The sequence below is a fragment of the Pseudomonas sp. RIT-562 genome (genome assembly GCF_026241895.1).
GTDB lineage: Bacteria > Pseudomonadota > Gammaproteobacteria > Pseudomonadales > Pseudomonadaceae > Aquipseudomonas > Aquipseudomonas mandelii_F.
This window is the reverse complement of the sequence record NZ_JAPJIV010000029.1, coordinates 31,170-43,418: the sequence shown is the minus strand read 5'-3', so window position 1 is coordinate 43,418 and position 12,249 is coordinate 31,170. Positions and strand designations below refer to the sequence as shown.

Here is a 12,249-nt window from a genome sequence, read left to right as displayed (position 1 = left end):
CCAGCACAAAGGCTGGGTTGTTACCTGAAGAACGGAACATCCCCCAACACCGTCGCCCGCTGCATCACCCGCCGCGCCGGACGGTAATCATCAACTGCGTAATGCTGCGTGACGCGGTTATCCCAGAACGCCACATCGTCCTTCTGCCAGCGCCAGCGAATGGTGAATTCCGGCCGAGTGGTGTGGGCGAACAGCAGTTTCAGAACCGCTTCGCTCTCGGTTTCCGACAGCTCGTTGATCTTGGAAGTGAAGCCTTCGTTGACGAACAACGAGCGCCGCCCGCTGACCGGATGCGTGCGGATCACCGGGTGCGACAACGGCGGGTTCTTGCGCCGGGCTTCTTCCCATTGCGCCAGTGCCTCAGGTGTATTGCCATAACGCTCCAGAGGAAACGAACGGGTGAAATCGTGGGTGGCCGTCAGCCCTTCCAGCAGGGCTTTCATTGGCGCAGAAAGCGCCTCATAGGCCGCAATGCCACTGGCCCACAGCGTATCGCCGCCGAACTCCGGGAGCAGCTTGGCACTGAGCACCGCACCCATCGCCGGGGTCGGCAGGAAAGTCACGTCGGTGTGCCAGATCGCGTTGTCGCGCACGTCGGTGACGGCGGTGTCGAGGATTAGCACTTCCGGTTGTTCCGGCACGTTGGGGTAGATCGGGTGGATATGCAGGTCGCCGAAGTAGGCGGCGAACCGTGCTTGTTGCTGTGGCGTGATGGGCTGGTCGCGGAAGAACAGCACCTGGTGCTTGAGCAGCGCCTGTTCGATGGCGGCATGCTGTTGCGGGGCGAGCGGCTGGCTGATGTCGATGCCGCTGATTTGGGCGCCGAGGGCCGAGCTTAAGGGGGTGATGATCAAGTCAGTCATGGTGGTTCTCTTCAACCTGGATCGCCAGGTTGTTTGGTTGTTCAGTGAGCCTGGCCGTGCCACGGCACCAGTTTGCGTTGCAGGGCGCGCAGGCCCATTTCCATGGCGAAGGCAATCAGCGCGATCACCAGGATTCCGAGCACGACAACGTCCGTGACCAGGAACTGCGCGGCCGACTGCACCATGAAACCCAAACCGCTGGTGGCGGCAATCAGTTCGGCGGCGACCAGCGTCGACCAGCCGACGCCCAGGCCAATGCGCACACCGGTCAGGATGTCCGGCAAAGCGCTGGGCAAAATCACATGGCGAATCAGCTGCGCCCGGGTAGCCCCCAAAGACTGCGCGGCGCGCAATTTGGCCGGGTCGACGGTGCGCACGCCGGTTGCGGTCGCGATGGCAATCGGGGCGAAGATCGCCAGGTAGATCAGCAGGACTTTCGACAGCTCACCGATGCCGCACCAGATCACGATCAGCGGCAGATACGCCAGCGGCGGGATGGGGCGGTAGAACTCGATCAGCGGGTCGAGAATGCCGCGGGCGATGCGGTTGTGGCCGATGGCGATACCCACCGGAACGGCTGTCAGCACTGCAAAGCCCAGGCCCAGGCCGATACGGCTGAGGCTCGCGCCCAAGTGCTGCCACAGCGTCGAGTCCATGTAGCCGCTGGTCACCAGTAACCAGCCCTTCTGCAGCACGGCACCCGGCGGCGGCAGGAACAGTGGCTCGATCATGCCGGTGGCGGTCACGGCCCACCACAGTGTCACCAATGCAATCAGGGTTAATACGCTGATCCAGCGGGTGCTTAAACTGCGACGAAGCGGAATCGACGTCGAGCCGGGTTTCGCCGTCACAGCTGGAATTTCATAGCTGCTCATGCGCGCTCCTGCCGCGTGGCGGCGCTGCGTTGGTTAAACACTTTGCCGAGCACATGTTCGCGGGTTTCGATAAAGCGCGGGTCGGACTTGATCGCCCGAGCCGACTCGCCGGCGGCGTAACGCTTGCCGAAATCCAGGCTCAGGCGTTCGACGATTTGTCCTGGATTAGGCGCCAGTAGAATCAAGTCAGTGGCAAGGAACACGGCTTCCTCGATGTCGTGGGTAATCAGGAATACCGGCTTGGCGGTACGTTGCCAGACTTGCAGCAACAGCTCTTGCATCTGTTCGCGGGTGAACGCATCAAGGGCGCCAAACGGTTCGTCCATCAGCAACACGCGGGGGTCGGCCGCCAGCGCTCGGGCGAGGCCGACACGCTGTTTCTGGCCGCCCGAGAGTTGCCAGATGCGCCGGTGTTCGAAACCGGACAGGTCTACCAGTGCGAGCATTTCCCGTGCACGGCTTTCGCGTTTCTCTTTGGATATTCCTGCCAGTTCCAGGCCGAAGCCGACATTCGCCAGCACGTCTTGCCAGGGCAGCAGGGCGTCGTCCTGGAACACCACACCGCGCTCGGCGCTCGGCCCCTTGACGGGCACGCCATCGAGGGTGATGCGCCCGGCACTGGGTTCGACGAAACCGGCAATCAGGTTCAACAGCGAGGTCTTGCCACTGCCGGAAGGGCCGAGTGCTACCAGCAATTGCTGAGGCCCCAGGTTCAGGGAAATATCCGCCAGTACCGGTTCGGGGCTACCGGGGTACTGTGCGCTGATGCGCTCCAGCTGTAGCAAGGCCATCGCAATAACTCCCGATCAGTTGGTGATGAACTTGGCGCTGACGTACGGCGCGTAGTCCGGCAGAACCGCTTCGACCTTGCCTTGCTCCTTGAGGAACACGGCGGTGTCGGTGATGGCCTTGGTAGTCGGCGCGCCGAGGGTGATGACCTGGTCAGCCGCCAACGGGTAGACGTTGCCCTGCAGCAGCAGAGGGATGTCGCTGGCCTTGGCTCCGGAAAGCTTCACCAGCTTGTCGACGTTGCCCTGATTGGCCAGCCAGGCCTGTGGGTCCTTGCGGTATTCGGCATAGGCATCGAGAGTGACTTTGGCAAAGGCGGTGACGATTTCCGGGTGCTTCTCGGCGAAGTCCTTGCGCACGATCCAGGCATCGAAAGTGGGTGCGCCGAACTTGGCCAGTTCACCGGAAGTGATCAGTACTTTGCCATTTTCCTTGGCAACGCCCAGGGCAGGGTCCCATACGTAAGTGGCGTCGATATCGCCGCGTTTCCACGCAGCGATGATCGCTGGTGGTGCGAGGTTGAGCACGGTGACTTTCGACGGGTCGATGTTCCAGTGCTTGAGCGCAGCCAGCAGGCTGTAGTGGCCAGTGGAAACGAACGGCACGGCGATTTTCTTGCCGATCAGGTCTTGCGGAGTCTTGATACCGGAACCGTCACGGGCGACCAAGGCTTCGGCGGCGCCGATCTGGGTGGCAATCAGGAACGTTTCCACTGGCACTTTGCGAGTGATCGCGGCAGTCAGGGGGCTGGAACCGAGGTAGCCGATCTGCACGTCGCCGGAAGCAATGGCGGCGATGATGTCGGCGCCGTTGTCGAATTTGCGCCAGTCGATCTTGGCGTTGGTGGCTTTTTCGTAGGCGCCGTCGGCCTGGGCGACTTTCGCCGGGTCCACGGTGGTCTGGTAGGCGACGGTAACATCGGCGGCCTGGGCAAAGAAGCTTGCCGCAGCCAGGGATGCGGCCGCCAGGAGGCGAAGGGGGAAGTGCAATTTCATCGAGAAGCTCCTCAACAGGCGGCCGAGAGTTGGCGTGTGAGGAGACTAAATGATCTAAGAATCCGAAAATAAATAACTTTTTCGAATTAGCTTATGTGTGGAAGTCAGTTGGAGATTTTAAAAGATCGCAGCCTCGTTGCACTCGACAGCTCCTACAGTAGGAGCTGCCGCAGGCTGCGATCCTTCAAAAGGCGCCGCTTAGTTACTGATCGCCAGAATGCTCGCCTGGTACGACCCGACAAACACATCAAAATCGCCGACTTCGTTCTGCTCGAGCTCCACTTGCTCAGCCAGCGACGAACGCGCGCGCGCTTCGAATTTCCCCTGGTCTTCAGCAGAAAGCGGTTCACTGCGGAAGTACTCGGCATGCACTTGGCTCTGGCGCAGCGAGAACTGGCTGAAGCTTTCCTTGTGCTCTGCCATCGCCGCCAATACCTGGGCCGAGGGCGTCAGGGACGGGTCCTTGACCTTGGCCAGCTGGGCATCCAGCGCCTTGCTGTGCGCATCGCCGCCATGGCTCTGGTCCAGCAATGCCGCCAGAGGCGCAATGCGTTCGAGCAGCTCGCTGGCCCATTCCTTGAGATCTACCGGCTCACCGTCGCGCTGCAGTTGCAGGCCCGGGCGGCGACCTTCCTTCACTACGCTGAGGAAGTTCGAGGTGGCGTTGCCGCACGAGTTGTTGGTCAGCAGCGGGCTTTCGTTGAGCGCGCAGAACAGCAGGAACGCGTCGAGGAAGCGCGACTCGGTGAGGTCGATGCCCATCGGCAGGAACGGGTTGATGTCCAGGCAGCGAACTTCGACATACTGGATACCACGCGCCACCAGCGCCTGGATCGGACGCTCGCCAGTGTAGGTCACGCGCTTGGGGCGAATGTTGGAGTAATACTCGTTTTCGATCTGCAGGATGTTGGTGTTGAGCTGAACCCACTCACCGTCCTGATGGGTACCGATCTCCACGTACGGCGCATAGGGGGTGGCCACCGCTTTACGCAGGCTGTCGGTGTAGCTGGCCAGGTCGTTGTAGCAAGGCGTAAGGCCGGCCTGGGCATTGCTCTGGTACCCGAGGTCACTCATGCGCAGGCTGGTGGCGTAAGGCAGGTACAGCGTGTCAGGATCGAGCTGTTCAAGCTGATGGGAACGACCCCGCAGGAAGCCGGCATCCAGCGCCGGCGAGGCACCGAACAGGTACATCAGCAGCCAGCTGTAGCGCCGGAAGTTACGGATCAGCGCGATGTAGGCCGAGGACTGGTAGTCGCGGTCGGTGCCGACGAAGCCTTCGGCTTCCTTGAGCAGCGGCCAGAGTTGCTCCGGCAGGGAAAAATTGTAGTGGATCCCGGCGATGCATTGCATCGTCTTGCCGTAACGCAGGGCCAGGCCCTTGCGGTAGACGTACTTGAGCTGTCCGATGTTCGAGGTGCCGTAATAGGCGATCGGGATGTCTTCCTCGGCCGGCAACGGGCACGGCATCGAAGGGCTCCACAGGTACTCGCTGCCGAGCTTGCTGTAGGCGAAGCGATGAATGCTGTCCAGGCTCGCCAGGGTGTCGGCCGGGTCGGGCAGGGCGGGCGTGATGAACTCCAGCAGCGACTCGGAATAGTCGGTGGTGATTTGTTCATTGGTCAGCGCGGAACCCAATTCTTCGGGGTGTGGCGTTTGCGCCAGGCGACCTTCACTGGTCACGCGCAGGCATTCACGTTCGATGCCGTGAAGGCACTGTTCGAGCAGAGAGAGGTTAGCGCGCTCGCCAAGCAGAGCCAGGCGGCGGTTGAGAATTTCGCTCAAGTTGGATTCCTTCACGCGTCAGTCGCCCCAATATGGGGGTGGGCAGGACGGTCTACAAGGGTGAAGTTGAAACTGGCGTTTTCGCCTGGTTTTGGAACTAGCCGCAATCAATGTGGGAGCGGGCTTGCTCGCGAAGAGGGAGTGTCAGTCAACCCATAAATTGCCTGATACACCGCCTTCGCGAGCAAGCCCGCTCCCACAGGGGATTTCGGCGCTGCGGTCACAGCGCTGAAATTAACTCAAATCGATGACATCTAGCTACAGGACAGCGAACGTGCCTTGCGCTTTTGCGACCAATTTTTCGCCTTGCATCACTTCGGCCTCAACCACCAACGTCCGCCGGCCGGGGTGGATCACCCGAGCGGTGCACATGACTTCGCCGTCAGAAACTGCGCGAATGTAGTTGATCTTGCACTCGATGGTCGCACTTTGCTGGTCGAAGCCATGGGTGCTGGAGCAGGCCAGCCCCATGGCAATGTCCACCAGGCTGAACAACGCGCCACCGTGCAGCTTGCCACCGCGATTGCGCAATTCTGGCGCAAGCCCGAGGGCGACTTGCGCCACCCCGGTCTCCAGGCTGTGCAGGCGGCAGCCCAACAGCTTGAAAAACGCGCTTTCGGTCAGCCCGGCAGGGAGTTCCATCAACGCTTCTTCAACTGCTTGGCGTTGGCGAACAGCGAAGCCATGGCATTGTTGGCCGGAGCCGCTGCCGTGGTTTCCTTGCGCGGTGCGGTGTTCTGCGACTGGCGCGGGGCCGAACCTGGACGCGCACCACGGGCACCGTCGATTTTCTCGCCCGGAGTGTCGCTCATGCGCATCGACAGACCGACGCGTTTGCGCGGGATATCGACTTCCATGACCTTCACTTTGACCACGTCACCGGCTTTCACCGCCTCACGGGGATCCTTGATGAACTTCTCTGAAAGAGCAGAGATGTGCACCAAACCGTCCTGATGCACGCCGATGTCGACGAAAGCACCGAAGTTGGTCACGTTGGTGACGACGCCTTCGAGGATCATGCCCAGCTGCAGGTCCTTGAGGTCTTCGACGCCTTCCTGGAACTCGGCTGTCTTGAACTCGGGACGCGGGTCGCGCCCAGGTTTTTCCAGCTCCTGCAGAATGTCGGTGACCGTTGGCAGACCGAAGGTTTCGTCGGTGTACTTCTTCGGATCGAGGCGCTTGAGGAAGCTGGCGTCGCCGATCAGCGAACGGATATCGCGATCGGTTTCAGCGGCAATGCGCTGCACCAGTGGATAGGCTTCCGGGTGAACCGCAGACGAATCCAGCGGGTTGTCGCCGTTCATGACTCGCAGGAAACCAGCGGCCTGTTCGAAGGTTTTTTCACCCAGGCGGGCGACCTTCTTCAACGCCGCACGAGTTTTGAAGGCGCCGTGCTCGTCGCGGTGGCTGACGATGTTCTGCGCCAGGGTCGCGTTGAGGCCGGAGATGCGCGCCAAAAGGGCCACGGAGGCCGTATTCACGTCCACGCCCACGGCGTTCACGCAGTCCTCGACCACAGCGTCCAGGCCGCGCGCCAGTTTCAGCTGCGACACGTCGTGCTGGTACTGGCCGACGCCGATGGATTTCGGATCGATCTTCACCAGTTCGGCCAGAGGATCCTGCAGACGACGGGCAATCGACACCGCGCCACGGATCGAAACGTCGAGGTCAGGGAATTCTTTCGAAGCCAGCTCCGATGCCGAGTAAACCGATGCGCCGGCCTCGGAGACCATGACTTTGGTCATTTTCATGGCTGGGTATTTTTTGATCAGCTCGGCGGCCAGCTTGTCGGTTTCGCGGCTGGCAGTGCCGTTGCCGATGGCGATCAGGTCAACCGAGTGCTTGGCGCACAGGGCCGCCAGAATCGCGATGGTCTGGTCCCATTTGTTGTGCGGCACGTGCGGATAAACCGTGGCGTGATCCAGCAGCTTGCCGGTGGAATCGACCACGGCAACCTTGCAACCGGTGCGCAGGCCCGGGTCGAGGCCCAATGTGGCACGCGGGCCGGCCGGGGCCGATAGCAGCAAGTCGTGCAGGTTGTGCGCGAAGACGTTGATCGCTTCGGTTTCCGCGCCGTCGCGCAGCTCGCCCAACAGATCGGTTTCCAGGTGGGTGTAGAGCTTGACCTTCCAGGTCCAGCGCACTACTTCGCCCAGCCACTTGTCGGCGGCGCGGTTCTGGTTCTGGATGCCGAACTGCTGGCCGATCATGCCTTCGCATGGGTGCATGGTGCCCGGCAGTTCGTCGCCGACTTTCAGCGCCGAGCTGAGAATGCCTTCGTTGCGACCACGGAAAATCGCCAGGGCGCGGTGCGACGGCATGCTTTTCAGCGGTTCATCGTGTTCGAAGTAATCGCGGAACTTGGCGCCTTCCTCTTCCTTGCCGGCGATCACGCGGGCACTGAGGGTGGCTTCCTGCTTGAGGTAGCTGCGCAGCTTGTCCAGCAGGCCGGCGTCTTCGGCGAAGCGCTCCATCAGGATGTACTTGGCACCTTCGAGGGCCGCCTTCACATCGGCCACACCTTTTTCAGCGTTGATGAAGCGCGCGGCTTCGACGTCCGGCGTCAGGCTCGGGTCGTTGAACAGGCCGTCGGCCAGCTCGCCGAGGCCGGCTTCCAGGGCGATCTGGCCCTTGGTGCGGCGCTTCTGCTTGTACGGCAGGTACAAGTCTTCGAGGCGGGTCTTGGTGTCGGCGAGCTTGATGTCGCGCTCCAGCTGTGGGGTCAGCTTGCCTTGCTCCTGGATGCTGGCCAGGATGCTGATGCGCCGTTCGTCGAGTTCTCGCAGGTAGCGCAGGCGCTCTTCCAGATGCCGCAACTGGATGTCATCGAGGCTGCCGGTCACTTCTTTCCGGTAGCGGGCGATGAAGGGCACGGTAGAGCCTTCATCGAGTAGCGCGACGGCCGCTTCGACCTGTTGTGGGCGTACACCGAGTTCCTCGGCGATGCGGCTGTTGATGCTGTCCATAGAACCACCTGACAAATTGTGAAAGCAGGCTCGCAGGCACAGGATTAAAGGCTCGGCGAGTCTGGTTGAGCGGCCTGGCCTGCGCCGCTACCTGGATCAACAGGCATCCCGTTGACCCGTGAAATCGAACAATTACTGCCAGCGCCATGAAAATAAAAAATGGCTGCTGCTGTAAACGATCAGACGTTGCCTGACACAAAAGGCCGCGCATTATAACCAGCGATCGGTCATTCGGGGACATCGCAGGCTCCAGGCACCCACCCCGGTTTACTGGCGGTCGAGGAAAAATCTGCTAACAATGCACACGGTGCGTATAACGGCAGCTACGCCATAATGCGCGCCGAGCTAAAAGGAGCATCTAATGAGCAGCACTGCAAACATTGCTGAAGGCGAAAAAATTCTTATTGTTGATGACGATCCGGGGCTGAGCAGCCTGCTGGAGCGCTTTTTCGTCAGCAAGGGCTACCGTGCCCGCACGGTACCGAACACTGAACAAATGGACCGCCTGCTGGCGCGTGAGGTGTTCAACCTGGTCGTTCTCGACCTGATGCTGCCAGGCGAAGACGGCCTGACCGCCTGCCGACGACTGCGTACCGCGAACAATCAGATTCCGATCATCATGCTGACCGCCAAGGGCGACGAGCTGAGCCGGATCAAGGGTCTGGAGCTGGGCGCCGACGATTACCTGGCCAAACCGTTCAATCCGGATGAGCTGATGGCACGGGTCAAGGCCGTGTTGCGTCGTCAGTCGACTCCAGTACCCGGCGCTCCGGGCAGCGAAGATGAGAGCGTGACGTTCGGTGACTACGAACTGTCGCTGGCCACCCGCGAGCTCAAGCGCGGCGAAGAAGTGCACATGCTCACCACCGGTGAGTTCGCCGTACTCAAGGCCTTGGTAATGAACGCGCGTCAGCCATTGACTCGCGACAAGCTGATGAACCTGGCGCGGGGTCGTGAGTGGGACGCTCTCGAGCGCTCCATCGATGTGCAGATTTCCCGTCTGCGCCGGATGATTGAGCCTGATCCATCCAAACCCCGTTACATCCAGACGGTATGGGGCGTGGGTTACGTATTCGTGCCCGATGGCGCAGCTACCAAGTGATTGGCGATTTGTAGGAGCGGGTCATGCGGACGAGGTTGTCCGCAGACTCGCGAACCGCAATATGCGAGCATCGCTCGCTCTGTAAGTGTTTAGCGGTTATCCATGAAAACGCCCGTGTGGTTCCCCCAAAGTTTCTTCTCTCGCACCCTGTGGCTGGTGCTGATCGTCGTGCTGTTTTCCAAGGCATTGACCCTCGTTTATCTGTTGATGAACGAAGACGTGCTTGTGGATCGCCAGTACAGCCACGGCGTCGCCTTGACGCTGCGCGCCTATTGGGCGGCCGACGAAAACAATCGTGACAAAATCGCCGAAGCCGCAACGCTGATTCGAGTCGTAGGTACCGGTGTGCCGGAGGGTGAGCAGCACTGGCCCTACAGCGCAATCTATCAGCGGCAAATGCGGGCAGAGCTGGGCGCGGATACCGAGGTTCGGCTGCGCATGCATTCGCCTCCAGCCCTCTGGGTTCGGGCCCCGAGCCTGGGTGACGGCTGGCTGAAGGTGCCGCTCTATCCGCATCCGCTGCGCGGCCAGAAAATCTGGAATGTGCTGGGCTGGTTCCTCGCCATCGGGTTGTTATCCACCGCTTCGGCATGGATTTTCGTCAGTCAGCTCAACCAACCGTTGAAACGCCTGGTCTACGCGGCCCGGCAGCTCGGCCAAGGGCGCAGCGTGCGCCTGCCAATCAGCGACACGCCGAGCGAAATGACCGAGGTGTACCGCGCCTTCAACCAGATGGCCGAGGACGTGGAGCAAGCCGGCCGCGAGCGTGAGCTGATGCTGGCCGGGGTATCCCATGACCTGCGAACACCGCTGACCCGATTGCGCCTGTCCCTGGAGCTGATGGGCGACCACAGCGATCTGACGGACGATATGGTGCGTGACATCGAGGACATGGATGCAATTCTCGACCAGTTCCTGGCATTCATCCGCGATGGTCGCGATGAATCCGTGGAAGAAGTCGACCTGATCGATCTGGTGACCGAAGTCGCTGCTCCGTATAACCAGAATGAAGAAAAAGTGCGTTTGCGCCTGGAGCCGATCCAGCCATTCCCGTTACGTCGCGTATCGATGAAACGACTGTTGAACAACCTGATTGGCAATGCGTTGCATCACGCAGGCAGCGGAGTGGAGGTCGCGGCTTACGTTTCCGGAGATACCAGCGCGCCTTATGTGGTGCTGAGCGTGATGGACCGTGGGGCAGGGATCGATCCGGCGGAGCTGGAGGCGATCTTCAATCCGTTCACTCGCGGTGATCGTGCCCGGGGCGGCAAGGGAACCGGATTGGGCCTGGCGATCGTCAAGCGGATTGCTTCGATGCATGGTGGCAATGTCGAGCTGCGCAACCGTGATGGTGGCGGGCTGGAAGCGCGAGTGCGCTTGCCGTTGGGGTTGATGTTGCCGCGCGATGCGGTTTAACGGCTGAAAAAAAGATCGTCCGAACGCGGCCCGAGCCTTCGGACGATCTTTTGATCTACGCGCTTTAGCCTTTTCCTTTGGTGCGCGTCATGTTCGGCCCGCCATTTTTCTCCAGATGCTCAATGATGATCCCCGCCACGTTCTTCCCGGTGGTGGTCTCGATCCCTTCCAGCCCCGGCGACGAATTGACCTCCATCACCAGCGGCCCGTGATTGGAACGCAGGATATCCACGCCTGCCACGGCCAGCCCCATCACCTTGGCTGCACGCAAGGCCGTCATGCGTTCTTCCGGGGTGATCTTGATCAGGCTTGCACTGCCGCCCCGGTGCAGGTTGGAGCGGAACTCGCCGGGTTTGGCCTGGCGTTTCATCGCGGCAATGACCTTGTCACCCACCACGAAGCAGCGAATGTCTGCACCCCCGGCTTCCTTGATGTACTCCTGGACCATGATGTTCTGCTTGAGGCCCATGAACGCCTCGATCACCGATTCCGCCGCAGTCGCGGTCTCACACAGCACTACGCCGATGCCCTGGGTACCTTCCAGTACCTTGATGACAAGAGGGGCGCCGTTGACCATTTCGATCAAGTCGGGAATGTCGTCCGGGGAGTGCGCAAACCCGGTGACCGGCAAGCCGATGCCCCGGCGCGAGAGCAGCTGCAGCGAACGCAGTTTGTCCCGCGAGCGCGCAATGGCCACCGATTCGTTGAGTGGAAATACTCCCATCATCTCGAACTGACGCAGGACTGCGCAGCCGTAAAACGTCACCGATGCCCCGATACGCGGGATGACCGCATCGAAACCTTCCAGAGGCCGGCCTCGATAATGAATCTGCGGCTTGTGGCTGGCGATGTTCATGTAGGCGCGCAGGGTGTCGACCACGACCATTTCGTGGCCACGCTCGGTTCCGGCTTCGACCAGACGACGAGTGGAATACAGACGCGGGTTCCGCGACAGCACAGCGATCTTCATGCAACACCTGTGGAAAGGGTAGATACCGGGAACACCGGCTTGTCTTGTACGTATTTGATGCCCGGATTGACCACCAATTGGCCGTCGATAAGGGCTTTGGAGCCGAGTAGCAGGCGATATCGCATGGATTTACGGCAGGCAAGGGTGAACTCGACCCGCCAGACCCGATCACCGAGGGCCAGGGTGGTGCTGACCACATAGCGCTTCTGCGCGTGGCCATTGGAGCTCTTGATGGTTTTCATCGTCACCAGCGGCGCTTCGCAACGTCGGTGACGCAGCTGCACTACCGTGCCCAGATGCGCAGTAAAACGCACCCACTTTTCGCCATCGCGCTCAAACGGCTCGATGTCGGTGGCATGCAGGCTTGAGGTGCTGGCACCGGTGTCGATTTTTGCCCGCAGGCCCGCCACTCCCAAATCCGGAAGCGCCACCCACTCGCGCAGACCGACAACGGTCAAATGGTCAAATGTCTTCAATAGGTATAAACCGGC

At 60.9% G+C, this 12,249-nt stretch carries 11 protein-coding genes; 2 read left to right on the top strand and 9 right to left on the bottom strand.

All coding sequences use genetic code 11. From position 1 onward, the window contains the following. Positions 1-20: 20 nt before the first annotated feature. The 7 genes from tauD to ORL50_RS26185 form a co-directional block, all read right to left on the bottom strand. Entirely contained in the window at positions 21-863 is an 843-nt protein-coding gene (gene tauD, locus ORL50_RS26215) for a taurine dioxygenase (protein ID WP_266019305.1), read from the bottom strand. Positions 864-904: 41 nt separating this feature from the next. Then, a complete protein-coding gene (tauC, locus tag ORL50_RS26210) occupies positions 905-1,738 on the bottom strand; it encodes a taurine ABC transporter permease TauC (protein ID WP_266019303.1) in 834 nt (277 codons plus the stop codon). Beyond that, positions 1,735-2,529: a taurine ABC transporter ATP-binding subunit gene (gene tauB, locus ORL50_RS26205; RefSeq protein ID WP_266019302.1), complete on the bottom strand. Its 795-nt coding sequence runs from the start codon at positions 2,527-2,529 to the stop codon at positions 1,735-1,737. The genes tauC and tauB overlap by 4 nt, the downstream gene beginning before the upstream one ends. 15 nt (positions 2,530-2,544) lie before the next feature. Then, entirely contained in the window at positions 2,545-3,522 is a 978-nt protein-coding gene (gene tauA, locus ORL50_RS26200) for a taurine ABC transporter substrate-binding protein (protein ID WP_266019301.1), read from the bottom strand. Between the two features lie 198 nt (positions 3,523-3,720). After that, complete coding sequence (gene gshA / locus ORL50_RS26195) at positions 3,721-5,304, bottom strand: glutamate--cysteine ligase (protein ID WP_266019299.1); 1,584 nt, start codon at positions 5,302-5,304, stop codon at positions 3,721-3,723. A 258-nt stretch (positions 5,305-5,562) separates the two neighbouring features. Next, entirely contained in the window at positions 5,563-5,946 is a 384-nt protein-coding gene (locus tag ORL50_RS26190; protein ID WP_266019298.1) for a PaaI family thioesterase, read from the bottom strand. After that, a complete protein-coding gene (locus ORL50_RS26185) occupies positions 5,946-8,270 on the bottom strand; it encodes a Tex family protein (RefSeq protein ID WP_266019296.1) in 2,325 nt (774 codons plus the stop codon). Before ORL50_RS26185 ends, ORL50_RS26190 begins: the two co-directional genes overlap by 1 nt. Positions 8,271-8,631: 361 nt before the next feature. On the opposite strand from ORL50_RS26185, the gene ompR reads away from it, so the two are divergent. After that, positions 8,632-9,372, top strand: coding sequence for an osmolarity response regulator transcription factor OmpR (gene ompR / locus ORL50_RS26180; RefSeq protein WP_045061316.1), 741 nt, complete (start codon positions 8,632-8,634; stop codon positions 9,370-9,372). Positions 9,373-9,474: 102 nt separating this feature from the next. Continuing rightward, positions 9,475-10,788, top strand: coding sequence for an ATP-binding protein (locus tag ORL50_RS26175; RefSeq protein ID WP_266019292.1), 1,314 nt, complete (start codon positions 9,475-9,477; stop codon positions 10,786-10,788). A gap of 64 nt (positions 10,789-10,852) precedes the next feature. Here the strand turns inward: ORL50_RS26175 and rimK are convergent, their stop codons facing one another. After that, complete coding sequence (gene rimK / locus ORL50_RS26170) at positions 10,853-11,758, bottom strand: 30S ribosomal protein S6--L-glutamate ligase (RefSeq protein WP_045061318.1); 906 nt, start codon at positions 11,756-11,758, stop codon at positions 10,853-10,855. Beyond that, positions 11,755-12,234: a retropepsin-like aspartic endopeptidase RimB gene (gene rimB / locus ORL50_RS26165; protein WP_045061319.1), complete on the bottom strand. Its 480-nt coding sequence runs from the start codon at positions 12,232-12,234 to the stop codon at positions 11,755-11,757. Before rimB ends, rimK begins: the two co-directional genes overlap by 4 nt. Between the last annotated feature and the right edge of the window lie 15 nt (positions 12,235-12,249).

Bases quoted from the DNA above. Each gene is read 5' to 3' on its own strand.
- tauD (WP_266019305.1), bottom strand. From the start codon at position 863: ATGACTGACTTGATCATCACCCCCTTAAGCTCGGCCCTCGGCGCCCAA.
- tauC (WP_266019303.1), bottom strand. From the start codon at position 1,738: ATGAGCAGCTATGAAATTCCAGCTGTGACGGCGAAACCCGGCTCGACG.
- tauB (WP_266019302.1), bottom strand. From the start codon at position 2,529: ATGGCCTTGCTACAGCTGGAGCGCATCAGCGCACAGTACCCCGGTAGC.
- tauA (WP_266019301.1), bottom strand. From the start codon at position 3,522: ATGAAATTGCACTTCCCCCTTCGCCTCCTGGCGGCCGCATCCCTGGCT.
- ORL50_RS26190 (WP_266019298.1), bottom strand. From the start codon at position 5,946: ATGGAACTCCCTGCCGGGCTGACCGAAAGCGCGTTTTTCAAGCTGTTG.
- ORL50_RS26185 (WP_266019296.1), bottom strand. From the start codon at position 8,270: ATGGACAGCATCAACAGCCGCATCGCCGAGGAACTCGGTGTACGCCCA.
- ompR (WP_045061316.1), top strand. From the start codon at position 8,632: ATGAGCAGCACTGCAAACATTGCTGAAGGCGAAAAAATTCTTATTGTT.
- ORL50_RS26175 (WP_266019292.1), top strand. From the start codon at position 9,475: ATGAAAACGCCCGTGTGGTTCCCCCAAAGTTTCTTCTCTCGCACCCTG.
- rimK (WP_045061318.1), bottom strand. From the start codon at position 11,758: ATGAAGATCGCTGTGCTGTCGCGGAACCCGCGTCTGTATTCCACTCGT.